The sequence below is a fragment of the Microbacterium sp. Clip185 genome, assembly GCF_028743715.1.
In the GTDB taxonomy this organism is placed as follows: Bacteria; Actinomycetota; Actinomycetes; order Actinomycetales; family Microbacteriaceae; genus Microbacterium.
Genome location: NZ_CP117996.1, coordinates 328,759 through 354,022 on the forward strand (window position 1 = coordinate 328,759; position 25,264 = coordinate 354,022).

Annotated in this window: 26 protein-coding genes; 8 read left to right on the top strand and 18 right to left on the bottom strand. The window is 70.7% G+C overall.

What is annotated here, in order from left to right:
• Positions 1 to 20: 20 nt before the first annotated feature.
• Positions 21 to 911, top strand: coding sequence for a LysR family transcriptional regulator (locus tag PQV94_RS01670; protein ID WP_274287077.1), 891 nt, complete (start codon positions 21 to 23; stop codon positions 909 to 911).
• Between the two features lie 109 nt (positions 912 to 1,020).
• Here PQV94_RS01670 and eccCa read toward each other — a convergent pair whose 3' ends face one another.
• From eccCa to cofD, 4 genes are all read right to left on the bottom strand, one after another.
• Positions 1,021 to 4,992 carry a type VII secretion protein EccCa gene (eccCa, locus tag PQV94_RS01675; protein WP_274287078.1) on the bottom strand — a complete coding sequence of 1,324 codons (3,972 nt, stop codon included), beginning with the start codon at positions 4,990 to 4,992 and terminating at the stop codon, positions 1,021 to 1,023.
• Entirely contained in the window at positions 4,989 to 6,035 is a 1,047-nt protein-coding gene (locus PQV94_RS01680; RefSeq protein WP_274287079.1) for an RDD family protein, read from the bottom strand. The genes eccCa and PQV94_RS01680 overlap by 4 nt, the downstream gene beginning before the upstream one ends.
• Positions 6,032 to 7,405, bottom strand: a complete 1,374-nt coding sequence (locus tag PQV94_RS01685; protein ID WP_274287080.1) for a hypothetical protein — start codon at positions 7,403 to 7,405, stop codon at positions 6,032 to 6,034. Before PQV94_RS01685 ends, PQV94_RS01680 begins: the two co-directional genes overlap by 4 nt.
• Positions 7,406 to 7,570: 165 nt before the next feature.
• Positions 7,571 to 8,539 carry a 2-phospho-L-lactate transferase gene (gene cofD, locus PQV94_RS01690; RefSeq protein WP_274287081.1) on the bottom strand — a complete coding sequence of 323 codons (969 nt, stop codon included), beginning with the start codon at positions 8,537 to 8,539 and terminating at the stop codon, positions 7,571 to 7,573.
• 67 nt (positions 8,540 to 8,606) lie between these two features.
• Between cofD and PQV94_RS01695 the strand changes: the two genes are divergently transcribed.
• The 4 genes from PQV94_RS01695 (at position 8,607) to PQV94_RS01710 (ending at position 11,967) form a co-directional block, all read left to right on the top strand.
• Entirely contained in the window at positions 8,607 to 9,572 is a 966-nt protein-coding gene (locus PQV94_RS01695; protein WP_274287082.1) for a hypothetical protein, read from the top strand.
• 62 nt (positions 9,573 to 9,634) lie between these two features.
• On the top strand, positions 9,635 to 10,627 hold the full coding sequence (locus PQV94_RS01700; protein ID WP_274287083.1) for a hypothetical protein: 993 nt from the start codon (positions 9,635 to 9,637) through the stop codon (positions 10,625 to 10,627).
• A 23-nt stretch (positions 10,628 to 10,650) separates the two neighbouring features.
• Positions 10,651 to 11,598 carry a hypothetical protein gene (locus PQV94_RS01705; RefSeq protein WP_274287084.1) on the top strand — a complete coding sequence of 316 codons (948 nt, stop codon included), beginning with the start codon at positions 10,651 to 10,653 and terminating at the stop codon, positions 11,596 to 11,598.
• Between the two features lie 81 nt (positions 11,599 to 11,679).
• Positions 11,680 to 11,967, top strand: a complete 288-nt coding sequence (locus PQV94_RS01710) for a WXG100 family type VII secretion target (protein ID WP_274287085.1) — start codon at positions 11,680 to 11,682, stop codon at positions 11,965 to 11,967.
• 9 nt (positions 11,968 to 11,976) lie between these two features.
• On the opposite strand, the gene PQV94_RS01715 is transcribed toward PQV94_RS01710, so the two are convergent.
• The 14 genes from PQV94_RS01715 to hemE all read right to left on the bottom strand — a co-directional run bounded on the left by PQV94_RS01715 (position 11,977) and on the right by hemE (position 22,832).
• Positions 11,977 to 12,411, bottom strand: a complete 435-nt coding sequence (locus tag PQV94_RS01715; protein ID WP_274287086.1) for a YbaB/EbfC family nucleoid-associated protein — start codon at positions 12,409 to 12,411, stop codon at positions 11,977 to 11,979.
• 2 nt (positions 12,412 to 12,413) lie between these two features.
• Positions 12,414 to 13,247: a WXG100 family type VII secretion target gene (locus PQV94_RS01720; protein ID WP_274287087.1), complete on the bottom strand. Its 834-nt coding sequence runs from the start codon at positions 13,245 to 13,247 to the stop codon at positions 12,414 to 12,416.
• Positions 13,248 to 13,282: 35 nt separating this feature from the next.
• The gene (locus PQV94_RS01725) at positions 13,283 to 13,600 is read right to left on the bottom strand and encodes a type VII secretion target (protein WP_274287088.1); all 318 of its coding nucleotides are present in this window, start codon (positions 13,598 to 13,600) and stop codon (positions 13,283 to 13,285) included.
• On the bottom strand, positions 13,597 to 14,037 hold the full coding sequence (locus tag PQV94_RS01730; protein ID WP_274287089.1) for a YbaB/EbfC family nucleoid-associated protein: 441 nt from the start codon (positions 14,035 to 14,037) through the stop codon (positions 13,597 to 13,599). The genes PQV94_RS01725 and PQV94_RS01730 overlap by 4 nt, the downstream gene beginning before the upstream one ends.
• A 130-nt stretch (positions 14,038 to 14,167) precedes the next feature.
• On the bottom strand, positions 14,168 to 15,496 hold the full coding sequence (gene hemL / locus PQV94_RS01735) for a glutamate-1-semialdehyde 2,1-aminomutase (RefSeq protein WP_274287090.1): 1,329 nt from the start codon (positions 15,494 to 15,496) through the stop codon (positions 14,168 to 14,170).
• Between the two features lie 64 nt (positions 15,497 to 15,560).
• Positions 15,561 to 16,544: a porphobilinogen synthase gene (gene hemB / locus PQV94_RS01740; RefSeq protein ID WP_274287091.1), complete on the bottom strand. Its 984-nt coding sequence runs from the start codon at positions 16,542 to 16,544 to the stop codon at positions 15,561 to 15,563.
• On the bottom strand, positions 16,541 to 17,359 hold the full coding sequence (locus PQV94_RS01745) for a uroporphyrinogen-III synthase (protein ID WP_274287092.1): 819 nt from the start codon (positions 17,357 to 17,359) through the stop codon (positions 16,541 to 16,543). The genes hemB and PQV94_RS01745 overlap by 4 nt, the downstream gene beginning before the upstream one ends.
• Positions 17,356 to 18,339, bottom strand: coding sequence for a hydroxymethylbilane synthase (gene hemC, locus PQV94_RS01750; protein ID WP_274287093.1), 984 nt, complete (start codon positions 18,337 to 18,339; stop codon positions 17,356 to 17,358). Before hemC ends, PQV94_RS01745 begins: the two co-directional genes overlap by 4 nt.
• Before the next feature lie 28 nt (positions 18,340 to 18,367).
• Positions 18,368 to 19,045 (bottom strand): hydrogen peroxide-dependent heme synthase, encoded by a 678-nt coding sequence (gene hemQ, locus PQV94_RS01755; RefSeq protein WP_274287094.1) that lies wholly within the window; start codon positions 19,043 to 19,045, stop codon positions 18,368 to 18,370.
• An 84-nt stretch (positions 19,046 to 19,129) separates the two neighbouring features.
• Entirely contained in the window at positions 19,130 to 19,402 is a 273-nt protein-coding gene (locus tag PQV94_RS01760; RefSeq protein WP_234073821.1) for a DUF3618 domain-containing protein, read from the bottom strand.
• Entirely contained in the window at positions 19,399 to 19,800 is a 402-nt protein-coding gene (locus PQV94_RS01765; RefSeq protein WP_274287095.1) for a phage holin family protein, read from the bottom strand. Before PQV94_RS01765 ends, PQV94_RS01760 begins: the two co-directional genes overlap by 4 nt.
• 1 nt (position 19,801) lies before the next feature.
• The gene (locus tag PQV94_RS01770; RefSeq protein WP_274287096.1) at positions 19,802 to 20,212 is read right to left on the bottom strand and encodes a hypothetical protein; all 411 of its coding nucleotides are present in this window, start codon (positions 20,210 to 20,212) and stop codon (positions 19,802 to 19,804) included.
• Positions 20,213 to 20,301: 89 nt separating this feature from the next.
• Positions 20,302 to 21,756: a protoporphyrinogen oxidase gene (gene hemG, locus PQV94_RS01775; RefSeq protein ID WP_274287097.1), complete on the bottom strand. Its 1,455-nt coding sequence runs from the start codon at positions 21,754 to 21,756 to the stop codon at positions 20,302 to 20,304.
• The gene (gene hemE, locus PQV94_RS01780) at positions 21,753 to 22,832 is read right to left on the bottom strand and encodes a uroporphyrinogen decarboxylase (RefSeq protein WP_443192728.1); all 1,080 of its coding nucleotides are present in this window, start codon (positions 22,830 to 22,832) and stop codon (positions 21,753 to 21,755) included. The genes hemG and hemE overlap by 4 nt, the downstream gene beginning before the upstream one ends.
• Before the next feature lie 69 nt (positions 22,833 to 22,901).
• Between hemE and PQV94_RS01785 the strand changes: the two genes are divergently transcribed.
• The 3 genes from PQV94_RS01785 to PQV94_RS01795 all read left to right on the top strand — a co-directional run bounded on the left by PQV94_RS01785 (position 22,902) and on the right by PQV94_RS01795 (position 25,246).
• Entirely contained in the window at positions 22,902 to 24,215 is a 1,314-nt protein-coding gene (locus tag PQV94_RS01785) for a glutamyl-tRNA reductase (protein WP_274287099.1), read from the top strand.
• A 66-nt stretch (positions 24,216 to 24,281) separates the two neighbouring features.
• The gene (locus tag PQV94_RS01790) at positions 24,282 to 24,677 is read left to right on the top strand and encodes a hypothetical protein (protein ID WP_274287100.1); all 396 of its coding nucleotides are present in this window, start codon (positions 24,282 to 24,284) and stop codon (positions 24,675 to 24,677) included.
• The gene (locus PQV94_RS01795) at positions 24,674 to 25,246 is read left to right on the top strand and encodes an HhH-GPD-type base excision DNA repair protein (protein ID WP_274287101.1); all 573 of its coding nucleotides are present in this window, start codon (positions 24,674 to 24,676) and stop codon (positions 25,244 to 25,246) included. The genes PQV94_RS01790 and PQV94_RS01795 overlap by 4 nt, the downstream gene beginning before the upstream one ends.
• The last annotated feature ends 18 nt before the right edge of the window (positions 25,247 to 25,264 follow it).

Sequence of the window (25,264 nt, forward strand, 5' to 3'; positions counted from 1 at the left end):
CCTGGTGATACGTTCTGGTCATGATCGATCTCGCCGCCGTCGACGCGCTGCTCGCCCTCGCACGCACCGGCACCGTCCATGCCGCCGCGGCCGAGCTCGACTACACGCCGTCGGCGGTGTCGCAGCAGATCAAGCGTCTCGAGCGCGACCTCGGCGCCCGCCTCATCGATCGGCAGGGTCGCGGTGTGGTGCTCACCGCTGCGGGCCGCCGCCTCGTGGAAGAGGGGGCGCAGTTGCGCACCCAGGTGGAGCAGCTGCGCTCACGGCTGCACGACGCGGGCGCCCGGCCCACGGGCACGTTGCGTCTCGGCGTCTTCTCGACCGCCGTGCGCGGCGTCGTGCCCGGGCTCGTCACGCGGGCGGCCGTCGAAGCGCCCGATCTGCGCCTGACCGTCACCGAGATCGACCCATGGGATGCGGTCGCGGCGGTCACTGCCGGCACGCTAGACCTCGCGATCGTGCACCACTGGGAGGGCGTCACGCTCACGCTGCCGCCGAGCGTGCGCAGCGTCGAGTTCCTCCGCGACACGGCGGATCTGCTCGTCCACCGCGACGACCCTCTCGCGTCGAGGGATGCGGTCAGCCCCGCCGACGTCCGCGATCACGTGTGGTCCAGCACGCCCGACGGAACCATCTGCTACGAGTGGTTCTGCCACATGTTCCGGGGCGAGCCGCATCCGCCGCGCATCGACTTCTGGTGCCTCGAGTTCGCCTCGCAGATCGAGCTCGTGGCGCACGGGCTCGCCGTGGCGCTCGTTCCGAAGCTGGGGCGCGGACAGCTGCCGGACTCCGTGGTCGCGGTGCCGGTGCGCGATCCCGAGCCGACGCGTCCGGTCGCTCTCGTGTGGCGCACGAGCATGACCGACTCGCCCGCTGTGCGCCTCATCCGCGAGCTGCTCCCCGCATCCTGACCCCGGGCCCGCCCCGTCTCATTCACCGCGAGACTGCATCTTTGTCACGAGATCACGGGTAATGACCGTGATCTCGTGCTCGAAATGCAGTCTCGCGGGAACGATGACGTCAGTGGTTCGAGGGGGAGAAGGCGAGCTGGGCGGAGAGCAGACCATGCTCACGGCTCACGATCTGGGCGCGACCCGGCGCGGCGGGAGCGGCCTTCACACGGCCGATCAGCGGGCCCTCCTCGGGGTTTCCACCCAGCAGGATGCCCGTGACACCCAGATCGGTGAAGCGCTGGATGATGGGGTCGTAGGCCGCGCGGCTGGCGCCACCGGTGCGGCGGGTGAGGACCACGTGCAGGCCCAGGTCGCCCGCCTGCGCGAGCAGCGGCTGCAGCACGGCGAGGGGGTTGCCCTGACTCGTCGCGACGAGGTCGTAGTCGTCGACCAGCACGAAGCCCTCGGCGCCCTTCCACCAGCTGCGCTCGCGCAGCTGCTCGGGGGTCACATCGGGCCCGGGGATGCGGCTCGAGAAGAACTGCGCCAGCTCGGCGAGACCGCTCGTCGCCGGCTCGTGCGAGGTGAGGTATGCCCCCAGGTACTCCTGCGGAATCTCGCCCAGCAGCGAGCGACGGTAGTCGACCGCGAAGATCTTCGCCTCGGTCGGACCGTACTTGCGCATGATCTCCTGGGCGATGCCCCGCAGGAACGACGACTTGCCCATTCCCGAGTCGCCGTACAGGAACAGGTGGGGTTCCTTGCGCGAGTCGATACCGAACGGCGCCAGCTGGGCTTCGTCGACACCGAGCAGGATGCGGGGGTCGTCGGGTGTGGTCTGCGCGCGCACCTCGTCGAGCGTGATCATCTCCGGCAGCAGCCGTAGCTTCGGACCCGCCGGGCCCTGCCAGGCGGCGCCGACCCGGGCGACCATGTCGTCGACGCCGTCGACGAGGGCGGCCACATCCGAGGAGCCGTCGATGCGCGGCAGCGCGGCGAGCATCTGCAGGCGCTTGGCGCTCAGGCCTCGACCGGGCTGACCGGCCGGAACGTTGGCCGCCTGCTTGCGGTCGATTTCGGAGTCCGTCGGGTCTCCCAGACGCAGCTCGAGGCGGGTCTGGATGAGGTCCTTGAGGCTCGCACGGATCTCGAGCCAGCGGTTGGCGGTCACGATCACGTGCACGCCGAAGCTGAGGCCGCGCGCCGCGATGGTCTGCACGCGCGTCTCGAGCGCCTCGTAGTCGGCCCGCAGCGTCGCCCAGCCGTCGACGACGAGGAACACGTCGCCGTAACCGTCGTCGACGACGCCCTGGCTGCGGCGCAGGCGGTAGGTGTCGATCGAGTCGATGCCGTTCTGGCGGAAGTAGCGCTCGCGGTCGTCGATGATGGACTCCACCTCGGCGACCGTGCGGCGGATGGCCTCCGCCTCGGTGCGGGTGGCGACGCCCGCGACGTGCGGGTGGCGCTGCAGACCCGTGAAGGTGCCGCCGCCGAAGTCGAGCACGTAGAACTGGAGTTCGAGCGGAGTCGCCGTCAGGGCGAGTGCCGACACGAGCGTGCGGGCCAGCGTCGACTTGCCGCTCAGCGGGCTTCCGACGATCGCCACGTGACCGGCCGCGCCACCGAGCGAGACCACGAGGTTCTCGCGGCGCTGCTCGAGCGGCACGTCGACGATTCCGAGCGGAACCGTGAGGGCTCCGGCCGCTCGCCAAGCCGGCGAGTGCAACCCCATCCGCGGGTCGACGACGAGATCGGGCATGAGCTCGTCGAGCGACGAGGGCTCTTCCAGCGGCGGCAGCCAGACCTGGTGGGCGGCGGGGCCGCGTCCCTTCATCCGCTCGACCGCGATCTGGAAGGTGGAGCGCTCCTCGACCGGCTGCGACACGATGTCGCGCGAGTCGTCGACCGGCTCCTCGACCAGCTCGAGCGGCTGAGGCGCGGCCGTGAAGACCTCGATGCGCGCGGCCTCGCCGGAGCTGTCCGCCGACTCGCTCGAGCGTCCGCCGGTGAGCTTCGTCTTCGGCGTTCCCGACACGTAGGCCGCGCGGAACTGCACCAGGTTGTCGGTGTCGGCCTTGAGATAGCCCACACCGGGCTCCTGCGGCAGGGTGTAGGCGTCGGGGGTGCCGATGATCGTGCGCGACTCGGCGGCGGAGAACGTGCGCAGACCGATGCGGTACGACAGGTAGGTGTCGAGGCCGCGCAGCTTGCCCTCCTCCAGACGCTGCGAGGCCAGCAGCAGGTGCACCTGGAGCGAACGGCCGACGCGGCCGATGTTGATGAAGCTCTCCACGAACTCCGGCTTCGCGGCGAGCAGCTCGCTGAACTCGTCGGCCACGATCAGCAGGGCCGGAAGCGGCGCGAGGTCGGTGCGGCCGCCGCGGCGCGCCTTCTCGTAGTCCGACACGTTGGCGAAGTTGCCGGCGGCGCGCAGCAGCTCCTGGCGGCGCACGATCTCGCCCTGCAGCGCGTCCTGGAAGCGGTCGACGAGGGCGAGTTCGCTGCCGAGGTTGGTGATGATCGCCGAGACGTGGGGCATCCCCGCCATACCGGCGAAGGTCGCGCCACCCTTGAAGTCGACGAGCACGAAGTTCAGCTGCTCGGGCGAGTGGGTCAGCGCGAGGGCGAGCACGAGGGTGCGCAGCACCTCGGACTTGCCGGAACCCGTGGCGCCGATCATCACACCGTGCGGACCCATACCCTGCTGGGCGGCTTCCTTGAGGTCGAGCACGAGCGGGGCACCCGTCGTGTCCTGACCGATCGGCACGCGCAGGCGGTCGCGTTCGAGGCGCCCCGACCAGGTGCGGTCGAAGTCGATCTCGCGCACGTCGGGCATGCCGAGCAGCTCGACGAGCTCGCGCTGGCCCTGCTGGGCGCCGGGCGTCTCGGCGAGGGCCGCCGGGTTGGAGTACAGCGGCATCAGGCGGCGTGCGGTGGCCTCGGCGACGGCGATCGAGGTCGTGTCGGGGGTGAAGGTGCGCGAGCCCGACACGACGTCGATGAGCTCGGCGTGGCGATCGGATGCGGCGGCCTCCGGCATCACGATGCGGAGGACATCGGGGTTCTCGAGTTCGCCCCAGCGGCCGGGAAGCTCCACGACGGTGACGCCCAGCATCCCGTCGCCGCCGACGACGGGGTCGCCCATAGGCAACTGCACGCCGTCGACGACGAGGATCACGTGCGGGGTTGCGCCGCCGCCGCGGGCGAAGCGTGCGCGCTCGCGGAGTCCGGCGGGCAGGAGATCCTCGAGGTCATCCAGCGAGGAGGCGATCATGCGTGCGGGGCCCAACTTGTCGCTCGAGCGCGCCGACAGCGCGTGCGGCAGCCACTTGGCCCACTCCCACGCGGGCAGCTGGTCCGGGCCGGCGAGGATCGCGACCACGACGTCCTCGGGATCCTGCAGGGTCGCAGCACCCACCACCATGGCGCGGGCGAGCGCGCGGACGGAGTCCTCGTCGGGGCCGACGATCTCGATCCGCGCGTAGTCGGTCAGGGTGACGCCCAGCGGCAGATCGGGCTGGATCTCGTGGGTGAGCATGAAGCGGTGGGCGGCGGATGCGGCGACCGGGTCGAGCTGGGCGAGAGGGGGAAGCTCGGGAGCCTCGAGCGAGATGCACAGCGGCTGGTCGCACGCGCCGATGCGGGTGAGCAGGAAGTTCTCGTCGCCGGGCTGGCGTTCCCAGACGCGGGTGCGCTCCTCCGCGATGAAGGGCAGTGCCGACGGTGAGGGCGTCACCCACGCGCCGTGGCGCCGCTGCTTGCGGGCGGCCGTGCGCACGGTCTCGCGCAGGTCGCTGAGGTAGGCGAGGTACTCGCGGCGATTGCCGAGCACTTGGGCGTTGCGCTGCGCGCGCTGGCGCCAGCCGTTGACGGCGACGAATCCGAGCGAAGACAGCAGGAACATGCCGCCGGTGATGAAGCCGGTCGGTCCGTGGTTGGAGATCGTCACCATGACGATCGCGCCCACGCTGCCGAGCATCGGCAGCAGCGAGGTGAGCATGCTGCTGCCGCCCTCGTTCGGAACGAGCTCCGGCGGTGGCTGCACGACGATGCGACCACTCGGCACGGACGGCGGGGCCAGGCGTGGTCCCTTGCTCACGAAGCGGCTCCGATCAGTCGGCTGACGGTGAAGATGCGATTCCCGATCCGGATGCGGGTGTCGTCGTCGACGAAGGTGCGCGCGTGGGGCGCGAGAGGCACCACCTGGCCGTCATCGTCGAGCAGCTCTGTCCCGTTGGTCGAACCCGTGTCGGTGACCCAGAGGCCCGCGTGATCGAACTCGAGGCGGAGGTGGGTCTTGGAGACGCTCGAGTCCGGGTCTGCCACCGTCACCAGCAGATCGGTCTGCTCGGTCTGCTCGGGGCTGCGGCCGAGGTTGACGGCCATGGGCAGGGGCAGGCGCGCGCGCTGACCGGTGTCGAAGATGAGCAGCAGCTCTCCGGTGGGGCGCTCGCCCGACTCGGGCTGGTCGAGGACGGGTGCCGCGGCAGTGGGTCCCGCCCATCCTACAACCGCAGCGGCGGGAGCCTGGGCATCGGGGGCGACGCCGGCGGCGACGGGCGCTGCCGGCGGCTCGACGGGTGCGGGCGCGGCGATCGGTCCACGGGCCTTGCCGGACTCGACGGGTGCCGGCGACCAGGGGCGTGCGATCACGGTCGGGGACGGCACGGCGACGATCTCGTCACCGGAGTGCCGTCTGCTGCGACGCTCCGCTGCGGGGCGGCGGGGTACCGCGACCACGACGGTCTGCGCGGCGCGGTCGGCCCAGGAGCGGCGCAGCCCCGAGCGGTCGGCGGTGGCGGATCCTTCGACGACCCACGCTCCCGCGCCGAACACGAGGGAGCCGATGCCGACCAGCAGACCGCGTACGAAGCTCCGCCCTGCGCCGGGCGAGTACGGGGCATCCACGCGCGCGACGCGCAGTCCGAGCAGGGCCTTTCCCGGACCGGATCCGGTACGCGCCTGCAGCACCCACAGTGCAAGGACGGCCTCTGCTCCCACGAGTAGCCCGAACACGGCGGACCCGCTCACGAGGGCGACAGTGACGCTCAGTGCGACCACGATCGCGACGTCGATCGTGAAGGCGGCGAGTCGCGCTCCGACCCCGGCGGGCTCGCCCGTGAACTGCGGCGGGAGGCTCATGCGCCCATCATTCCACGCAGGATATCGACGGTATCGGCGGCGAGCAGGCCGGCAGGCAGTGACAACGCGATCGCAATCCATTCGATGACGTCCCCGAACCGCGACCAGCGCAGCGACTGCGCACCGCGGCTCGTGGGGATGATGACCAGGGCGGCGATGGCGCCGATGGCGAGGAAGATGCCCGCCAGAACGGTGAGCAGCGCAGGATTCGCTCCGCGGGTCGCGGTGAGCACCATGACGACCGCCACGGCTCCCGCGGCGAGCCGAGGCAGCCACCTCAGCAACGGGACCGAGAAGCGGCGCGCTCCGAGCAGGAGGGCGAGCACGACCGTGATCGCGAGGGCGATGCGGGCCGAGAGCACGAGCGGATCGAAGTCGTCCATGTCCGGCAGAGCGAAGGGGGCGCTCAGGGCGACGGCGACCGTCAGCACGAATGTGCCGGCGACGAGTCGCCCGGTGGAGCGCGCGACGAGGTCACGGGCGTCGGCGGCACCGATGGAGTGGATCTCCTCCGGAAGCTGCTGGCGCACACTCCAGCGGGTCGTCTGGTATCGCTCGTAGTCGATGAAGATGCCCGGTGGAACGTCGACGAGGGTTGCGAGCAGGATGCGCAGCGCCACGGGCGCGAGGCCGAGCGTGACGGCGGCGGGTGCGGCAAGCGGCAGCGAGAGGATGAGCGAGAAGCCCCACACCCCCGCCAACACGAGCAGCAGAGTCGTGGCGGCCGACAGGCGCGCGTGCAGTCCCGCGGGGCGTCCCACGAGCGCGAGCATGCCCGCCAGGACCGCTGCCGAGAGCAGACCGACGAACACCTGCAGCGTCGAGGTGGCGGCGGGGAACGCGGGCACCATGCCGGCGCCCGCGGCGAAGGCCAGTGTGAGGACGGCGACGAGTGCGGCGTCCGTGCCGTTGGCGACCCCCGTCGCACGGACCGCGAGCGCCATGCCCGCCGTGACGGCGAACGCACCCATGGCGAGCGCCAGCGGGAAGCGCAGCGATTCCCGGACAGCGTCGGGGGCGATGAGTGAGAACACCGCGAGCACGAGCGCGATGCCGCCGAGCACCCACCAGGCGCCAGGGGCCTCACCGCGAGAGGGGTCGCGGCGGCGTCGGCGATCCTGCTTGACCTTCTGCGAGAGATCGACGAGCGCGAGAACGGTGCCGTCGCTGAGGTCGTCCACCCGCAGCAGAGGACTCACTTCCCGTCCATCGACCTCGAGCAGCACGTCGCGTCCGACCTCCTGCCGGATGCCGAGCGTGGCGAGCGCATCGGCGATGCTCGCCGCGGGCGGGATGAGCAGATCGTGGCGCGCGGCTCCGTCGACGATGGCGATCCGGCGGCGTTCCTCGGTGTCGGCGGGCGTGGTCACTGCTGCCCTCCAGCCGCGGTGTATCGCCACGGCGCCCGGTGTGCGCCTGCCATCGTCGTGCCGCCCCCCACTTCTCACGTCTCGACAGCGTATCGTCCGGCGCCATTGCCCGATGCCCGCGCGCGGATTGTCCACAGAACCGCTACGATTCTGCGTCCGCCTCGATCAGGCGTCCAGTGCCGCCTCGGCGATGGCGCGCGTCGCCTCCACGTCCCGCATCCACAGCGGCGCGACGACCGACCGGATCCCGAGAGCGTCCACGGATGCGGCGGCGTCGGCATCCTCCTCCGCCAGGAGCCACGCATTCAGCACCCCGCCCGCGGTGCGGCTGCCGTAGTGGGCGGCCACTGCGGCGGCGGAGGTCTCGACGCCGATCGCGGTGAGGCACACATCCGCCATGCCGCGTACGACGCGCCCACCGATGATGGGCGAGACGCCGACGACTCGGGCCGAGGTCGCGGCCAGCGCCTCGCGGATGCCGGGGACGGCGAGCACGGGACCGACCGACACCACCGGGTTTGACGGTGCCAGCACGACGACGTCGGCCTGCGCGATGGCCTCGACCACGCCGGGGGCGGGTGCGGCCGCATCCATTCCCGGGTTCTCGAAAGCGCGCGGTGCGAGGGTGGCGCGGTGGCGCGTCCACCACTCCTGGAAGTGGAGGCGGCTGCCGTCCTCGAGGAGCACGTGCGTGTCCACCTCGGCGTCGGTCATCGGCAGCAGGCGGACTCCGAGCGGCCATCGCTCGGATAGGCGCGCGACGACTTCGGACACCGTAGCGCCCTCGCGCAGCCAGCCGGTGCGCGCGAGGTGGGTGCCAAGATCCAGATCGCCCAGCGTGAACCAGGGCCAGCCCGCTCCCCACGACTGGAGTTCCTCGTTGACCCGCTCGGTGTCGCCCGCGCGTCCCCAGCCGCGCACCATGTCGTTCTGGCCTGCGAGGCGGTAGAGCACGGAGTCGATGTCCGGCTGCAGGCGCACGCCCGACAGCCACAGGTCGTCGCCGGTGTTGACGATGATCGTCGCGGGGTCTGCGCCGCGACGGGAGAGCTCCGCCCGCATCCCTTCGCTGAACGTGGATCCGCCCACGCCGCCGGCGATGACGACGACACGGGGTTGCTCGCTCTGTGTCATCCGACAAGTCTCCCAGAGCGTGTGATGCGCTCCGCGGGGCGTCGCGCGGCGGAGTTACGCTACCCGCATGCTTTTCGGGAAGAAGAAGCGCGAGGCCGAGGCCGAACTCCGCCGACAGATGCGGCCGCAGGTGCTGGCGAACGGCTGGCAGTGGGAGGACGCCGCTCCGCCGCCCCCGATCGAAGTGCAGGAGGCGGTCCTGCGCATGACCCGGCCGTACGGCCGCATATGGACGGTCGGCATCAGCGAGAGCGTGTCGGGCGCGTTGCGCTCGCACACCTTCCGGGCCGGGAGGCTCGTGGGCTACGCCTACGGGACGACCAACAGCGGCACTCCTTACGGCCGGCTCGCGACGGCCAATGCCGTGTGGATGACGCTGCCGGGGGTCCTGCCCGAGATCCGTCTCGAGGATGCGACGCTTCCCGCGTGTGACGATCTCGGCCTGCGTCTGCCGCCCATCCCGATCGACACGGGCGGGCGCTGGATCGTGCAGGGCTTCATCCCTTCCTTCGCGACGGATCTGCTGACCCCCGACGTGGTCGCACTCCTGGCCACGGCTCCGCCTCGCTGCACGCTCGTCATCCGCGCGGGCTACGCGATCGCCTACGGCGCCGAGGCGTCCGACGCGCAGGAGATCGCGAGTCGGGTGGAGCTGCTGGCGGGACTGATCGAACGCGTGCCTGCGGGGGCGTGGAACCGCGCCGACGCTCTCGTCGCCGGAACGGGGGTCTTCCCCGTGGAGGCTGCGGACGGTGCCGCGCTGCGCCTCGATGAGCGCCTCGTCGCGCGCGACTGGCAGGGTTACGGCCTGCAGCGCATCCCGTGGGAAGACTCCCCGACGGCCGAGAGCTCCGTGGTGCTGCGCCACAGGGATGCGGTAGACGTCTGGCCAGCGGGCGAGACGCCGGCCGCGCCGTCCGGGCCTTCGCTCGGGTTCCGCATCGGAGGGGGCGCGATGATCGGTGCCGCGCCGCGGCCGCGCGTCGCGACGGTCGCGAGCACGCTCGCATCGAGCGGCTCCGCCGAATCCTGACCCAGCCGACAAGTCTTCCAGAACCCGGCGTGCTCATGGAGGCGCGCGGTTACGCTGAGCGCATGCTGCCGTTCGGTTCCAGGCGCCGCGAAGCTGATGCCGCCGCACGACGGGCCACCAGGCCGGTGTTCGAGTCTCGCGGGTGGCAGTGGGAGGACGCGGCGCCGCCGCCGTCGATCGAGATTGCGGAGGCCGCTTTCCGCGCCACCACGTCGGACGAGATCTGGCCCACGGGGATGAGTGAAGTGGTGACCGGGCAGGTGAATGGTCGCGAGATCACGGCCGCGCGCCTGGTCGGCTACGTGCAGAATCGCGGCAACCTGGGCAATGCGTGGGGCGATCGGTATGAGACGAACCTGGTCTGGATGCGGCTGCCCGCGTCGTTGCCGGAGATCCGCTTCGGTGATCAGACGCTGCGCCGCCGTAACGACTACGGCATCAAGCTGACGCCGCGCCGCCCTAACGATTACGGCATCAAGCTGCCGCCGATTCCGCCCCTCGGGCCGGTGTGGCCGAGCACACGCTGGAGTGTGGAGGGTTTCATTCCCGCGTTCGCGCAGGATCTGCTCACGCCCGCGTTCGTCGCGGCGCTCGAAGCGGCGCCCGAGCGCTCCCCAATCGTCATCCGTGCCGGGGTCATCCTCACCTACGGTGCCGAAACGCTCGACGTCGCTTCCGTCGACGCTCGAATCGCTCTGCTCGCGAGCCTCGTTGACGCGGTTCCCGCCGCGGCGTGGGGCCGGGCCGATGCGCTTGTGGCGGGCACGGGTGTTTTTCCGATCGTCATGCAGGATGGGGCCGCGCTGCGTCTCGATGATCGGCTCGTGGCCCGCGACTGGAAGGGCTACGGCTTGAGCAAGGTCGATTGGCGGGACACCCCGACGGCGAAGAGCTCGGTGGTTATGAAACTGGGCGAGGTACGCGAGGTATGGGACGAAGAGCCCCCGAACGTCGCCCCCACCGGGTTCACCGTCCGCTTCGACCGCACAGTGTTGGCGGGCGGACCGATCGACCGCGGCATCCCCACCGTCAAGTCGACCCTCACCCAGAGCTGACGGCGCGGTAATACCCTGGGCGCATGCTGTTCGGACAGAAGCTCCTCGAGGCGGAGGCTGCCACTCGGCAGGCGACACGACCGGTCTTCGAAGCACGCGGGTGGACCTGGCAGGACGCCGCGCCGCCCCCGGCGATCGAGATCACGGAAGCCGCGATGCGCGCCCGGCGTTCGTCGGATATCTGGCCCACGGGGATGAGCGAGGTGGTCAGCGGGCAAGCGCACGGCTATCAGGCCCATGCCGCGCGTCTCGTCGGCTACGAGCACACGATGGGCAGCGGCGGCAACGCGTGGGGTGAACTGCGCGAGGTGAACCTCGTCTGGATGCAGCTGCCCGCGGCTCTCCCCGAGATCCGGTTCGGAGACGGCACGCTTCGGCGCGGCAAGGACTATGGCATCCGCCTCCCCTGGATTCCTCCCCAGAGCCCAACGTGGCCGAGCCAACGGTGGAGCGTCGAGGGATTCATCCCCGCGTTCGCGCACGACCTGTCGACTCCCGGCTTCGTGGCGGCTCTCGAGGCGGCCCCCGAGCGGTGCCCGATCGTGATCCGTGCGGGATTCATCCTCTGCTACGGCGCCGATACTCTCGACGTGGCCACCGTGGATGCACGCCTCGCCCTGCTGGCTACGCTTCTGCAGCACGTGCCGGAGGGGTGCTGGGGGCGTGCCGACGCGCTGGTCGCCGGCACCGGAGTCTTCCCCCAGGAGCAGGGAGACGGAGCTCGCTTACGGCTTGACCAGCGCCTCATCGCCCGGGATTGGAAGGGGTATGGGTTGAACAAGGTGGACTGGCGTGACACACCCACGGCCGAGGACACGGTCTACCTCAAGCACGGGGAGTCGCACGATGTGTGGGACGACGACCCGCCCGGCGACGGCATCATCGGGTTCAGCATCGGCAAGACGAGGATTCTGGGCAGCCCCACCAATCACGGTATTCCGACGGTCGCGTCGACGCTCGATCCACAGTGATGTCCAGCCCCCTGCGCAGGCGGACGCCGTTTGCGATGATTACTCGGAGTCGTATCGTCCGTCATGACCAGGGGGTCGCGAATGTCTGATCACATCACCATCGACTTCGACCGCGTCGCACAGTCGGTGCAGGCGATTCAGCAGTCGTCGGCGGAGATCCGCGGGGTGCTCGACGAGATGGATGCGCAGCTCGCGCACCTCGATTCCGCATGGCAGGGACGTGCCTATCAGGCCTACGTCGGGATGCGGGTGCACTGGGAGGCCCAGATGCGCGCCATGCAGCGTCAACTCGACGCGTACGCGCGTGTGATGGAGGAGGCCGGCGGCGCCTTCGCCGAGCAGGAGCGCACACTCGCCCGCTCGTTCTGACTCGCAGCCTCAGCGTTCGCGTATGTCGGAGGCATCCGCATCCAGCGAGGCGATCGGTGCAGCCAGCGCGGTTCGCAACTCCGCCAGCATGGCGCCGCCTATCACGCCGCCATCTGCGTCCTCGACGCTCTGTGCGGCGCTGTCTTCGAGGTTGATCAGGGCCTGACGCAGCGTCGAGGTGAGCAGGCGGGACAGCGCTGCCGACCCCAGATCAAGCCCGGCCTGCTGGATATGAATGTCCTCGAGCAGCCCGGATGCGGTCACTCTGACGGTGACCTCTGCACGAAGAGACGTAGCGGAGGCGCCGCCGCGCTCTGCGAACTCGTGTTGGACACGCTCGGCGGCCTGCCCGCGCTCGAGGGCGGCGCCGTACTTGGCCGTGTGTGCGGCGACGAGGCGCTGGATGTCCTCAGGAACGCCGGCGAAGTCTCGAGCTTCTGCCATGCTCACTTGGCCTCCGCGTAGTTATTGTCGTAGCTGGTGCGCACGGCGTCGAAGATGTTCACGAGATCGACAACCGGCACCCTGATGGTGTCCGTGTTGCGGAACAGCACAGCGTCCACCTTCTTCAGATCGACCTTCAAGATGTCCTGGAACTGCGTGAGCTCTTCCACGGCCTTACTGATCTTCGTCATGAACTTCTGGATCTTCTCGACCCACTTCATGACCATGTCGATGGCCTTTGCGATCTTCGGGGAGCATTGCGCCACCACCGCGGGGGCCCCGAGGCCGACCGTGGCAATGGCGATGATCGCAGATTGGATGATCTGTCCGACGAGGTCGGAGATGATCGATTTCACGATCTCGTAAACGATCTCGACGACCATCGCCGCCATCCGCATACCGTTGGCGACCCCGTGGCATGCGCCGCCTACAGTCGCGGTAATCTGCGAGAGACCCTGCGCCACCCGTGCGTAAGCCTCCGACGCGACGCCCGCCCACCCGGCGCCGAGGGCAGCGATAGCCGCGTCGCGTTCGGTAGCGACCTCCTGGAGCGCAGTGCCGAGGTTGTCCCAGGTCTCGCCCAGAGCGCGCACCATCTCAGGGCTTCCGGTGATGAACTCGAGAGTCTCATGAAGCGGCGAGATGTAGTCGAGCATGAAAGACGCGCACGAGGAGATCAGTGTCGCGATGGGATTGACAACCATATCGACGACGTCAAGGGCGGTGCCCGCTGTATCGATGATTGCGGAACCGATGTCGCCATTGCCTAGGCTCTCCGCTGCCGAGGCGAAGTTGCCGGCGACCGGGATGGCTTCCAGGATGGCTTCGCCGGTCACGCCCTCATGGGACGGAGCGACCCACAGATCCGCCATCAGGCCACCGATCCGATCAGTTGGCGGATCTTGTCCGCCAGCTCGGAGTCCGCTGCGCGGTATCCGATCGCCGTAGCTTTGACCGCTGCGGACTCCGCCTTCACCGCACCTGAGAGTGCCGCCATCCCGGCGAGTGTGGCGCTCTGCTGCAGGGCGACCATCGGAACGAGGAAGGAGCACAGCAGTCCGAACGCTGCGGGCTGCAGCGCGACGGCGGTGAGTGCCGTGGACGACACTTCCCCGATGCGCGCGCCGGCCTCATCGATCTTCGAGGCATGGGCTTCTAGAGCTTCTGCTTGAACCTCCAGTTTGCTCATGGTTGGTCCCCCTTCGCATCATCGGCGGCTGCATCCTGCCCGGATGCCGTTCCGCGTTCGTATTCCTCGATCCGGTCGTAGAGTTCCTGGATCCGGTCGCCGAGATCCTCGCGCATCGGCGTCGCGGTGTGCGGCTGCAGCAGCGCGAGCCGGAGCGGCTCCGCCTTCTCCTGAACGTCCTGGATGGCACGTTGCGTCGCGTCGAGCACCATCGCCGACACCTGCGCACCGTCGTAGGCGAGCGCTTCGTCGTGCACGGTGATGTCGAGAGGGATGCCGTGATGGTCGACTGTGACCGTCACTTCCCCCTCCTCACTCGATCCGACGCCCTGCAGTCGGGCGATCTCCGCCCCGACTTCCTCCGCTACCGCCGACAACTGGGCAGCCTGCGCCAGTTGCGCCGTGATGGCCGTGATGATCTGTGCGGCAGTCTCCACGCAGAGCCTTTCCCTGGACGCGAATTTTCCCTCGGAGCCTACCCAGATTCAGCAACTGTCGTGAGGCACTTGTGGATGCGGTCACTTGAAGGGCATGCGCACCGCCGACCGCGATCGTGTCGACGCCCGCTCAGCCCTGAGCGGTGGCTTCCGCGGCCGCGCGCGCGGCCGCGGGGAGCGCCGAAAGCACGGCGGCAAGAGCGTCGTCGTCGTGCGCGGCGGTCAGGAACCAGGCCTCGTACACGCTCGGCGGCAGCGAGACGCCCGCATCCAGCATCGCGTGGAAGAACGCGGGATAGCGCCACGCCTCCTGCGTCTGCGCGGCCGCGTACGACAACGGCGCCTCCGGGAGGAAGGCCACGCCGAACAGCGAACCCGCCCGCGGCACGGCATGGGTCACACCGGCCTGTTCGAGCGCGCCCGACAGGGCCGCCGCGACGGTGGATGCGGCGGCGTCGACCCGCGCGTACACCTCGGGGGTGGCCAGGCGCAGCGTCGCCAGGCCGGCGGCGACCGACAGCGGGTTTCCTGACAGGGTGCCCGCCTGGTACACCGGGCCCACCGGCGCGAGGGTGTCCATCACCTCGGCGCGACCGCCGAGGGCGGCCAGCGGCATCCCGCCGCCCACGACCTTGCCGAATGTGAAGATGTCGGGGACGTAGTGCTCGCCTGCCTCCTGCTGCAGCCCCCAGAATCCCGCCGGGTGCACGCGGAAGCCGGTCAGCACCTCGTCGAGGATGAGCAGGGCGCCGTGCCGATGAGCGATGTCGGCGAGCGCGGCGTTGAAGCCCGGCGCGGGAGGGACCACGCCCATGTTCGCCGCGGCGGCCTCCACGATGACGGCCGCGATCCGGTCACCGTGCACCGCGAAGACCTCGCGCACCTGCGTCAGGTCGTTGTAGTCGATCACGAGCGTCTGCGCCGCGATCGGCGCGGGCACACCGGCAGATCCGGGGAGGGCGAGGGTCGCGACACCCGAGCCCGCCGCCGCGAGCAGGCCGTCGGAGTGGCCGTGATAGTGGCCGGAGAACTTCACCAGCAGGTCGCGGCCCGTGTAGCCGCGGGCGAGCCGGATGGCGGTCATCGTCGCCTCGGTGCCGGTGGAGACCAGGCGCACACGGTCGATCGGCGCGGCGTCGCCCACGCGCACGCGCTCGGCGATCAGGGCGGCCAGCTCGACCTCGGCCTCGGTCGGCGCGCCGAAGGAGAGCCCGCGCGCGGCCGCATCCTGCACGGCCGCCACGACCTCGGGGTGCGCGTGGCCGAGCAGCGCCGGCCCCCACGACGCGACGAGGTCGACGTAGCGGCGGCCGGCCGCATCCGTCACGTACGGACCCGAGGCGGACGCGAGGAAGCGCGGCGCTCCGCCCACCGAGCCGTAGGCGCGGACGGGGGAGTTCACGCCGCCGGGGATGACCTCGCGGGCGTGCGCGAACAGTTCGTCGTTGCGGTCGGTCATGAGTCGTCCTTCCGAGGATCTCGCCGCACCCCGCATCGCAGACGCGGCGTGATCGGATGCGGTGTCAGAGGCTCTCGCGCAGCCAGCCGGCCGCCTCGAGCGCCCAGTAGGTGAGGATGGCGTCGGCGCCCGCGCGGCGGATCCCGAGAAGGGACTCGGTGATGGCGCCGCGGCGGTCGATCCAGCCGTGCGCCGCTGCGGCCTCGATCATCGCGTACTCGCCCGACACCTGATACGCCCAGACCGGGACCTCGACGGATGCGCGCACGTCGGCGAGCACGTCGAGGTAGGGCATGGCGGGCTTGACCATGACGATGTCAGCACCCTCGGCGACGTCCACGACGGCCTCGCGCACGCCCTCGCGGCCATTCGCGGGATCGAGCTGATAGGTGCGGCGGTCGCCCTTCAGCTGCGAGTCGACGGCCTCGCGGAACGGGCCGTAGAAGGCGCCCGCGTACTTGGCCGCGTAGGCGAGGAGGATGGTGTCGGTGAAACCTTCGGCGTCGAGGGCGGCGCGCACGTGCGCGACCTGGCCGTCCATCATCCCCGAGAGCCCCAGCAGCTGGCTGCCGGCGGACGCCTGCGCGACGGCCATCGCGGCGTAACGTTCGAGGGTCGCGTCGTTGTCGACGGTGCCCTGCGGAGTCAGGACGCCGCAGTGCCCGTGATCGGTGAACTCGTCGAGGCACAGATCGGTCTGCACGACGAGAGCGTCGCCGACCTCCGCGACCAGCGCCGCGGTGGCCACATTGAGGATGCCGTCCGGGTCGTCCGCTCCCGAGCCCACGGCGTCGCGAACCGTCGGTACGCCGAACAGCATCACTCCGCCGACGCCGGCCGCCGCCGCATCCGCCGTCGCGCGACGCAGCGAGTCGAGCGAGTGCTGCACGACACCCGGCATGGAGCCGATGGGCTGGGGTTCGCTCAGGCCTTCGCGCACGAACATCGGCAGCACGAGCTGCGAGGGTGCCAGATGCGTCTCGCGGACCAGTCGCCGGACGGCGGGGGACTGGCGGAGTCTGCGCAGGCGATGGGTGGGAAAGCTCACGGCTGGAACTCGTCGGCAGCGTGCGGAAGTGCGAAGTGCGACACGGCTTCGATCAGCGCGTCGACGGTCTGCCGGTCGGCCACGACGGAGACACCGAGGCCCGCACGGCGTGCATCGTTCGCGGTCTGCGGACCGATCGCGGCGATGACGGTCGATTCGGGGATGTCGGGGAACTGCAGCTGCACCTGCTCGGCGACCGAGCCGCTCGTGACGAGGATCGCGTTGATGCGGCCCGATGCCACGTCGTGGGCGATGCGTTCGGTGACGGGCACGCCGACCGTGCGGTAGGCGACGACGCTGCGCACATCGTGCCCGGCCTCGGTGAGCTTGCGGGTCAGCACGGGCTTGGCGATCTCGCTGCGCAGCGTCAGGATGCGGCGGGGTTCGGGCTCGAGCGCGATCATCTGCTCGGCCATGCCGGCAGCGGAGTTGTCGCGGTCGGGAACCAGATCGACGCGGTAGCCGGCGGCCTGCAGTGCGGCGGCGGTCGTCTCGCCGACGGCGGCGACCTTGGTGGAGGGGGGAATGACCGCACGGTAGGCGAAGAGCACATCGACCGTGGTCGCGCTGGTCATGGTGACCCAGTCGAACCGGCCGGCGGCAAGGTCGGCGAGGGCCGCCTCGAGCGTCTGCTCGTCGTTGGTGGGAGCGAAGTTGATGAGGGGTGCGACGACGGGCACAGCACCCTGCGAGCGCAAGGTGGCTGCCACCCCGTCGCCCCAGGGGCCGCCGCGGGGCACGAGCACGCGCCAGCCCGTCAGGGGCTTGGCGGCTTCGTGCCGTCGGGGCTCTTCGTGCATGGCTTCGGCTTTCATGGTGAGACCTCGGCTGCTCCACGCTCGAGCAGCTCGCGTGCGACGTCGCTCCCGGTTTCGCGTGCACCTGCGATCGGGTCGTCATCGCCGGCAGCTCTCGCACCATCGCCGCTGCCCGTCGGCCCAGCATACCCGTCCCTCACGCACAGGTTTCTCTCAGCTTCGATCGCGCGGCTGCCGTCGGCGGCGTAGACCGCGGCCCGCACCCGCAGGTGATCGCCTTCGAGCACTGCGTGCACGCCGACCGGCGCCGAGCAGCCCGCATCCAGCCCTGCCAGCACTGCCCGCTCGAGGGTCACCGCGACGCGGGTCGCGGTGTCGTCGAGTCGCCCGATCGCCGCGAGCAGGTCGGCGGGTGCGTCCTGGCGTGCTTCGACGGCCAGCGATCCCTGTCCCGGAGCAGTGGGCCACTGTGCGAGCTCCAGAGGCTCGGAGAAGAGCTCGTTCGCGGCGCCGCCGAGGCGCGAGAGTCCTGCCGCGGCGAGGATGACGGCATCCAGCTCGCCGTCGCGCACACGCGAGAGTCGCGAGTCGACGTTGCCGCGGAGGTCATGGGCCACGAGACCGGGGTTGCGTCGGCGCAGCTGGGCGATACGGCGCGGCGAACCGGTGCCGATGACGCTGCCCGCGGCCATCTCGGCGATGGGGGTGCCGTCGCGGGTGATCACGACGTCGCGGGCGTCTTCGCGCCGAGGGGTCGCGGCGATCACGAGCCCGGGTGCCTCGGCGGTGGGAAGGTCCTTGAGGGAATGCACGAGCAGGTCGCACTCGTCGGCCAGCAGGGCCTCGCGCAGACGCGTGGCGAACACGCCGCGTCCGCCCAGCTGAGACAGCGAGGCACGCGAGACGTCGCCCTCGGAGGTGATGGGAACGAGCACGACGTCGCGGCCGGACACCGTCGCCAGCAGATCGGCGATCTGCTGCGACTGCGCGGTCGCGAGAGCGCTGCGCCGAGTACCCAGGCGCAGCGGTGCGCTCACGCCCGGCTCCGGCGATGGCATTCGTGGGTCACGACAGCACCTCGGCGATGGCCGAGGTGGGGATGAGCCGGCCGGTGAAGAAGGGGACCTCCTCGCGCACATGGCGGCGCGCCTCGGTGTACCGCAGGGCCCGCATCATGTCGACCAGGTCGCTCAGCTCGTCCGCCTCCATGGGCAGCAGCCACTCGTAGTCGCCCAGGGCGAAGGAGGCCACGGTGTTCGCGACGACGTTCGTGTAGGCGGCGCCCTTGCGGCCGTGGTCGGCGAGCATCGCGCGACGCTCCTCCTCCGGCAGCAGGTACCACTCGTAGCTGCGCACGAAGGGATAGACCGTGAGCCATTCGCGGGCATGCTCGCCGCGGAGGAACCCGGGGATGTGGGAGCGGTTGAACTCGGCGTCGCGGTGCACACCCATCGCGTTCCACACCGGAAGCAGGTCCTGCAGCAGATCGGTGCGGCGCAGGCGTCGCAGGTCTCGCTGCAGGTCTTCGGCGACGGGACCGTGCATCCACACCATGAGGTCGGCGTCGGCGCGCAGCCCGCTGACGTCGTAGAACCCGCGGATGGTGACGCCGCCGGCCTCGATCAGCTCGACGAGAGCGGCGAGCTCCGTGTCGTCGGTCGCGGTGACGGGCTTCGCGGGGTCGCGGCGGAAGACCGCCCAGAGGGTGAACTGCGTGGACGTCGACTCGGGTGCGGAGCTCATGACCTCCAGTCTCACCCCGTCGTCGTCAGACGCCAAACGGCGAGCGCCGGTGCTATCCGCGATGCGTCGACGCGGACGGCGGGATCAGCGCACGTAGGCGCGGATGGCGCCCCACACGATGACGCCGACGGCCGCCGCCGTGCCGATGACGGCCAGCGTCGCCGCCGCCGGTTCTTCGCGAGCGAAGCGGCGGAACTGGGCGATGCGGCGCTCGGCCGCCGTACCCACGCGGCGCGGGACGTTGGCCTTCTCCTCGATCGCGGCCAGGGTCGCCTTGAGCTCCGCGCGCGCCTTCTCGACGGGATCGGTGATTCCCAGGGGGACACCGGTGCGGGGAACGGGAACCGGAGCGGTCATTCGCCTGCCTCCTTCACGACGCGCACGTCTTCGGCGATGTGGGATGCGGGGTTGTCCTTGCCGATCCTGCGGAAGCGCAGGTACCCGAGCAGCGCCAGGACGATCGCGATGACGAGCATCGCGCCGAACAGAACGAGGGCGGCGACCCACGGCTGCCACCAGGACGAGAGCCCGATGATGATGAACGCGCCGAGCGCCGGGATCGACCAGAACAGGATGATCAGGGCGCCGAGCATGAGGCCGCCGCCGATGCCGGCGTTCTTGGCCGCCTTGCCGAGCCACTTCTTCGCGGAGTCGATCTCCGCCGTCACGAGGTTGCGGACGAGCTCGGGGACCTCACCGACCAGGGTCAGCAGGCTCTTCTCCGACTTGTCACGGAAGCCGCGGGGGGTGGTCATGTCACTTCCCGCCCGACGAGGAACCGCCCGTGCTGCGCTTGGCGGCGGGACGCTTCGTGGTCGTTGCGGACGTGGACTTCTTCGCGGCCGCCGCCGTGGTCTCTGCGGCGTCCGCCACATCCTCGGCCGCGTCAGCGCCGGCATCGAGCGCCGCATCCAGACGCTGGCCGGGGGTGCCGTCGGTCGTGACGGCCTTCGTGATCTTCACCGCACCGCTGAAAAGGGCGCTCGGCACTGCGAGGAGGGCCGACTTGCCCAGATCCTGCAGCTTGCCGACCTGCTTCTGCACGGGCGCCAGGTTCCACACCTTCTGCGCCTGCGTCTTGATCTGTTCGTAGCGCTCACGGCCTGCGCGCGTTCCGAGCACGTAGCCCGCTGCCAGTCCGATGACGAGTCCAGCCTTGCCCCTCATGGGGTCTCCTCACGTTCGGGGTGGATCAAGCGAGTGTGCGCCCAGCGTAGCGCCGTATGCCGTTCGGGGTATCCGGTTGACATGTGCGATCACTCCTGAGAACGCTGCGACCCCCACAGGGCCGAACGGCGCAGCCGATCGGTCTCTTCGCGAGCGTCGGGGACGACCTGGGCGAGCCCGGTTCCCGACAGCCACGCACCGACGGCGCCCAGGCCCGGCACGGCCCGGATCGCGCCGCGTGCGACGGCGGTGTGCTCCGCACGCCCGATCACGGATGCGGGCTGCGACTGCACCCAGCGGGCACGATGCGAGCCACGGACCGACGCCGGGTCGAGGCGGATGCCGAGGAGGGCGGACGCCTCTTCGAGCGCGAGGGAGGCGGCCGCGTCGTCGCCGAGTGGGGCGGTCGCCGGGTCTTCGCCCTGGGCGCCAAACGAGACGCGGAGGACGTGCACATCGGGGTCGGCCGCATCCGCGATCCACTCCCACTTCGCGCTCGCGTGCGTCAGCGCCTTCGCGCGGTGCGAGCCGGGCACCGTGAGCACCCCGGTTCCCCGCGGTGGGGTGTTCAGGCTCGGCTCGTGAACGACGAGGGTCACGATCTCGACCACGGGCGGCGCGGTCGTCATCGGCTCCAGCGCCGGAACGACCGGCGCGAGCAGGCGGCGTGCCTCGTCCTCGGTCGTCGCGACGACCACGAGGTCGGCCTCGATCTGCTCCTCACCGACCGTGAGCGACCACAGATCGCCGTCGCGCTCGAGCAACGTCACGGCGGCATCCGTGCGCAGTTCGACCCCCAGCTCCTCGAGGCGGGTGACGAGCGCCCGCACGAGGCGCGTCATGCCGCCGCGGAGCCCGGCGACCGCGCTTCCGGGCGTGCCGGTGCTGCGTCCGCGAAGCTCGCCCACAGCGCCGCTGAGCGAACCCGCGCGGGTGAGTGCGGCGTTCAGGCCGGGGGCCGCGAGGTCCACGTCGATGTCGTCGGGGCGCGCCGAGTAGACGCCGCTCGTGACGGGAGCGACGAGGCGGTCGAGCACGGCCTGGCCCATGCGGCTGCGCACGAGGTGGCCGAGGCTGCGGTCGTGACCGATCGTCAGCGGGGGGCGCAGACGATCCAGGTAGGCGCGCCAGGCGCCCGACCATCCGATGACGCGACGCACACTCGGATCGAACGGATTCTCCGGGATGCCGAGCACGCCGCCGCGCGGCAGGGGCGCGGCGCGCCCGCCGGGAAGGCCCGCGACCCAGGCGCCGCCGGCGGCAGGGGTCACCACCTCGTCGCCGATGCCGAGCTCGTCGATCAGAGCTCGTACCGTGCCGCCGCGCGTCGCGTAGCTCTCCGCTCCCACATCCACCGAGAGTCCCGCGACCTCTGCGCTGCGCAGCACGCCGCCGGGCTGCGCGGATGCTTCGAGTACCGTCACGCGGAAGCCCAGTTTGGCGAAGTCGAGGGCTGCGACGAGACCGGCCACGCCGCCGCCGACCACGACGACGCGTGTGGCCTCCGCCCGCGCGGCGAGATCGTCGAGATCGGCCGCGCTCACGCCAGCTCCTCGTGCGCCAGCTCGACGATGCGCGTCAGCACGTCGGGGTCGGTCTCGGGCGGCACGCCGTGCCCGAGGTTGAGGATGTGGGCACGCGCGGCACGCCCGCGCGCGATGACGTCGCGCACGTGTTCCTCGACGATCTGCCACGGCGCCTGCAGCAGTGCGGGGTCGATGTTGCCCTGCAGGGTGACGTCCTGGCCGAGGGTCGCGGCCGCCTCGTCGAGCGGTGTGCGCCAGTCCACGCCCACCGCATCCGTCGTGCCGTCCAAGCGCATGTCGGTCAGCAGGTGCCCGGTGCCGACGCCGAAGTGGATGCGGGGGGCGTCCGTTCCGGCCAGCGCCGCCCGCGAGTGGGGGGCGACGTAGGTGCGGTAGTCGGCGACCGACAGGGAGCCCGCCCAGGAATCGAACAGCTGCACGGCGGAAGCTCCCGCATCCGTCTGCGCGGCGAGGAACGTGCGCGACACCTCCGCGAGCCAGCCGGCCAGCGCGTGCCATGACTCCGGGTCGGCGTGCATGAGCGCCCGAGCGCGCAGGTGCTCCTTCGATGGTCCGCCCTCGACGAGATACGCAGCGAGCGTGAAGGGCGCGCCCGCGAAGCCGATGAGCGGAGTATCGCCGAGCTCGTCCACGACGATGCGCACGGCCTCGCGTACCGGTTCCGCGGCGGCGGCGACCGCCTGCGGATCGATGTCCACGATGCGGGCGACGTCGGAGGCGGTGCGCACCGGGTCGGGGAAGACGGGCCCGCGTCCGGGCTCGATCTCCACGGCGATGCCCGCGAGGCGCAGCGGCACGACGATGTCGCTGAAGAAGATGCCCGCATCCACGCCGTGGCGGCGCACGGGCTGCAGGGTGATCTCGGCCGCGAGGTCGGGGGTCAGGCAAGCGTCGAGCATGCGGGTCCCCACGCGCAGATCGCGGTACTCCGGCAGCGACCGCCCCGCCTGACGCATGAACCAGACCGGGAGGCGGTCGGTGCGCTCGCCCTTCAGGGCGCGGATGAGGGGGGAGGAAGCGGGTCCGGTGGAGCTCACTCCGACATCCTCGCATCCGGTGGGTGAGGGCCACATGTCGAGCAGGTGCACGTTCGTGCGCAACCTCCCGCGGCCGGTGATTTCGACGCGGCGTACAATCGATGCGTGCTGTTGTGTGTCAGCGCGAGTCACAAGACCGCGTCCTTCGAGCTCCTCGAGCGACTCAGCATCCACACCACCCGCGTCGCCCCCTTGATCGCCGAGCACGACGAGTGCGTGCAGGGTGCTGTCGTCGTGGCGACCTGCAACCGCTTCGAGGCGTACGTCGACATGGACGAGCCCGTCACGGCTGCCGAGGCCGTGGGCCTCGAGGCGGCACTGTCGGCGATCGAGTCCGCCACGGGCGTCTCGGCCGAGGAGTTCTCCGGCTCCTACGAGGTCATCTCCGGCCCCCGCGTGGCTCAGCATCTGTTCGCCGTCGCATCGGGTCTCGAATCGGTCGTCGTCGGCGAAGGTGAGATCGCCGGTCAGGTGCGTCGGGCGCTCACCGAGGCCCGCGGCGACGGAACGACCTCTCCCGAACTCGAGCGCCTGTTCCAGCGCGCGTCCGAAACGCAGCGCGGCGTCAAGAACAGCACCGCGCTCGGCCGCGCCGGCCGTTCGCTCGTGCGGCTGTCTCTGGACCTCGCATCCGCGCGGTTCGCCGATTGGGCCACGCTGCGGGTGCTGCTCGTGGGTACCGGCGCGTACGCGGCCGCCACCCTTGCTGCCCTGCGCGAGCGCGGCGTCACCGACATCACGGTGCACTCGCCGTCGGGTCGGGGCGAGCGCTTCGCCCGCAAGCACGGCCTCGCCGTCGCGGATGCCGCGGGCTTCGCCACGGCCGCCAAACTGTCGGACCTCATCATCACGTGCACCAGCGTCGAGCACCCCGTGCTCAGCGCCGCGACCTTCGGCGACGAGGCGTCCGTGGCGCGCACGGCTCCCGGTCACGACCGGCACCGCCGTCTCGTGATCGACCTGGGCCTGCCGCGCAACGTCGACCCCGACGTCGCGACCGTCAGTGGCACCGACCTGCTCGATCTCGAGACCATCCGCGTGCACGCGCCGCTCGAAGAGCTGCAGGCGACGGATGCGGCACGCGCCCTCGTGGCCGACGCGGCCCAGCGCTTCACGGTCGTCGGCGAACGCCGCACGGTCGCGCCGGCCGTCGTCGCGCTGCGCACGCACATGTTCGAACTCCTCGAGGCGGAGATCGCCCGCGGGCGCCGTCGCGGCGACGACGAGCGCACCGAGCAGGCGCTGCGTCATCTCGTGGGCCGCCTGCTGCACACCCCCACGACCCGCGCGCACGCGCTCGCCGAGCAGGGTCGTGCCGACGAGGTGTTCGCCGCGCTGGAGGTGCTCTACGGCCTCGCGCCGGAGGATGCCGCCTCCGAGGACGACGGCGACGCCGCCGCATCCGAGCTCGCCGGCTGACACGCCCGCGCCGCCCCACCGCGGACGCCCCTGCCGCCCCCGTCGGGCGGGTGGCACCATGGAGGCATGAGCGTCGAGCAGCCCACCGGCCCGCGCTGGGCACCTGACGTGCTGGAAGCGATGAAGGGCCGGGCGAACTTCAGGGTGAGTGCGCCGATCACGCTGATCGCCGGGTGCCTGTGGGACTTCGGCGAGGACGAACTCGCCGAGCGCGCTCTCGCCATGAGCGACGACGATCACGCCGCCATCCTGCGCATCGCCGCGGTCTACGAGAACCCGCGCTATCCGCTCCCCGTGGTGGGGCGCAACATCACGCATGGGCACGTGGACGCCCTGGCGGCGATCGCCTACTTCGAAGGTGCGCTGCGGCCGCTCGCGCAGAACAGGCGCCGGGCGCAGAAGAACCGCCCGGATCGCTTCCGCACGCCTCTCCCTGTCCGCGACCACGAAGGAGACGCATGAGCGCCGACCTGCACATCACCGCCGACGAGAACGCCGATGCGCTGCTGACGCGCGACCCGTTCGCCCTGTTGATCGGGATGCTGCTGGATCAGCAGGTCGCGATGGAGACTGCCTTCGCCGGGCCGCTCAAGATCCTCGACCGGGTCGGGACCCTCGACCCGGCCTCGCTCGCGGCGTACGACCCCGAGGCCTTCGCCGCATCGTTCGGGCAGACCCCGGCCGTGCACCGTTTTCCGGGATCGATGGCGGAGCGGGTGCAGAAGCTCAGCGCCGAGATCGCCGACCGCTGGCACGGCGATGCGGCGGCCATCTGGACCGACGGCGACCCCGACGGTCGGGAGGTGCTCAAGCGGCTCAAGGCGCTGCCGGGCTTCGGCGAGCAGAAGGCGAAGATCTTCCTCGCGCTGCTGGGAAAGCAGCGCGGTTTCTCCGGCACCGGGTGGCGGGAGGCATCCGCTCCGTACGGCGAGGACGGCTCGTTCCGTTCGGTCGCCGACATCACGAGTCCCGAATCCCTCACGAAGGTCCGCGAGACCAAGCGGGCCGCGAAAGCCGCCGCGAAGAGCTGAACCCTCAGGGAAGCCATA

Excerpts from the sequence above, each read along its gene's own strand:
- PQV94_RS01745 (WP_274287092.1), bottom strand. The coding sequence starts at position 17,359 with ATGAAAGCCGAAGCCATGCACGAAGAGCCCCGACGGCACGAAGCCGCC.
- PQV94_RS01715 (WP_274287086.1), bottom strand. The coding sequence starts at position 12,411 with ATGGCAGAAGCTCGAGACTTCGCCGGCGTTCCTGAGGACATCCAGCGC.
- PQV94_RS01670 (WP_274287077.1), top strand. The coding sequence starts at position 21 with ATGATCGATCTCGCCGCCGTCGACGCGCTGCTCGCCCTCGCACGCACC.
- PQV94_RS01695 (WP_274287082.1), top strand. The coding sequence starts at position 8,607 with ATGCTTTTCGGGAAGAAGAAGCGCGAGGCCGAGGCCGAACTCCGCCGA.
- PQV94_RS01680 (WP_274287079.1), bottom strand. The coding sequence starts at position 6,035 with ATGAGCCTCCCGCCGCAGTTCACGGGCGAGCCCGCCGGGGTCGGAGCG.
- hemL (WP_274287090.1), bottom strand. The coding sequence starts at position 15,496 with ATGACCGACCGCAACGACGAACTGTTCGCGCACGCCCGCGAGGTCATC.
- PQV94_RS01790 (WP_274287100.1), top strand. The coding sequence starts at position 24,282 with ATGAGCGTCGAGCAGCCCACCGGCCCGCGCTGGGCACCTGACGTGCTG.
- PQV94_RS01710 (WP_274287085.1), top strand. The coding sequence starts at position 11,680 with ATGTCTGATCACATCACCATCGACTTCGACCGCGTCGCACAGTCGGTG.
- PQV94_RS01725 (WP_274287088.1), bottom strand. The coding sequence starts at position 13,600 with ATGAGCAAACTGGAGGTTCAAGCAGAAGCTCTAGAAGCCCATGCCTCG.
- hemE (WP_443192728.1), bottom strand. The coding sequence starts at position 22,832 with ATGTGGCCCTCACCCACCGGATGCGAGGATGTCGGAGTGAGCTCCACC.
- PQV94_RS01700 (WP_274287083.1), top strand. The coding sequence starts at position 9,635 with ATGCTGCCGTTCGGTTCCAGGCGCCGCGAAGCTGATGCCGCCGCACGA.
- PQV94_RS01770 (WP_274287096.1), bottom strand. The coding sequence starts at position 20,212 with ATGAGGGGCAAGGCTGGACTCGTCATCGGACTGGCAGCGGGCTACGTG.
- cofD (WP_274287081.1), bottom strand. The coding sequence starts at position 8,539 with ATGACACAGAGCGAGCAACCCCGTGTCGTCGTCATCGCCGGCGGCGTG.
- PQV94_RS01765 (WP_274287095.1), bottom strand. The coding sequence starts at position 19,800 with ATGACCACCCCCCGCGGCTTCCGTGACAAGTCGGAGAAGAGCCTGCTG.
- hemQ (WP_274287094.1), bottom strand. The coding sequence starts at position 19,045 with ATGAGCTCCGCACCCGAGTCGACGTCCACGCAGTTCACCCTCTGGGCG.
- PQV94_RS01705 (WP_274287084.1), top strand. The coding sequence starts at position 10,651 with ATGCTGTTCGGACAGAAGCTCCTCGAGGCGGAGGCTGCCACTCGGCAG.
- PQV94_RS01760 (WP_234073821.1), bottom strand. The coding sequence starts at position 19,402 with ATGACCGCTCCGGTTCCCGTTCCCCGCACCGGTGTCCCCCTGGGAATC.
- PQV94_RS01795 (WP_274287101.1), top strand. The coding sequence starts at position 24,674 with ATGAGCGCCGACCTGCACATCACCGCCGACGAGAACGCCGATGCGCTG.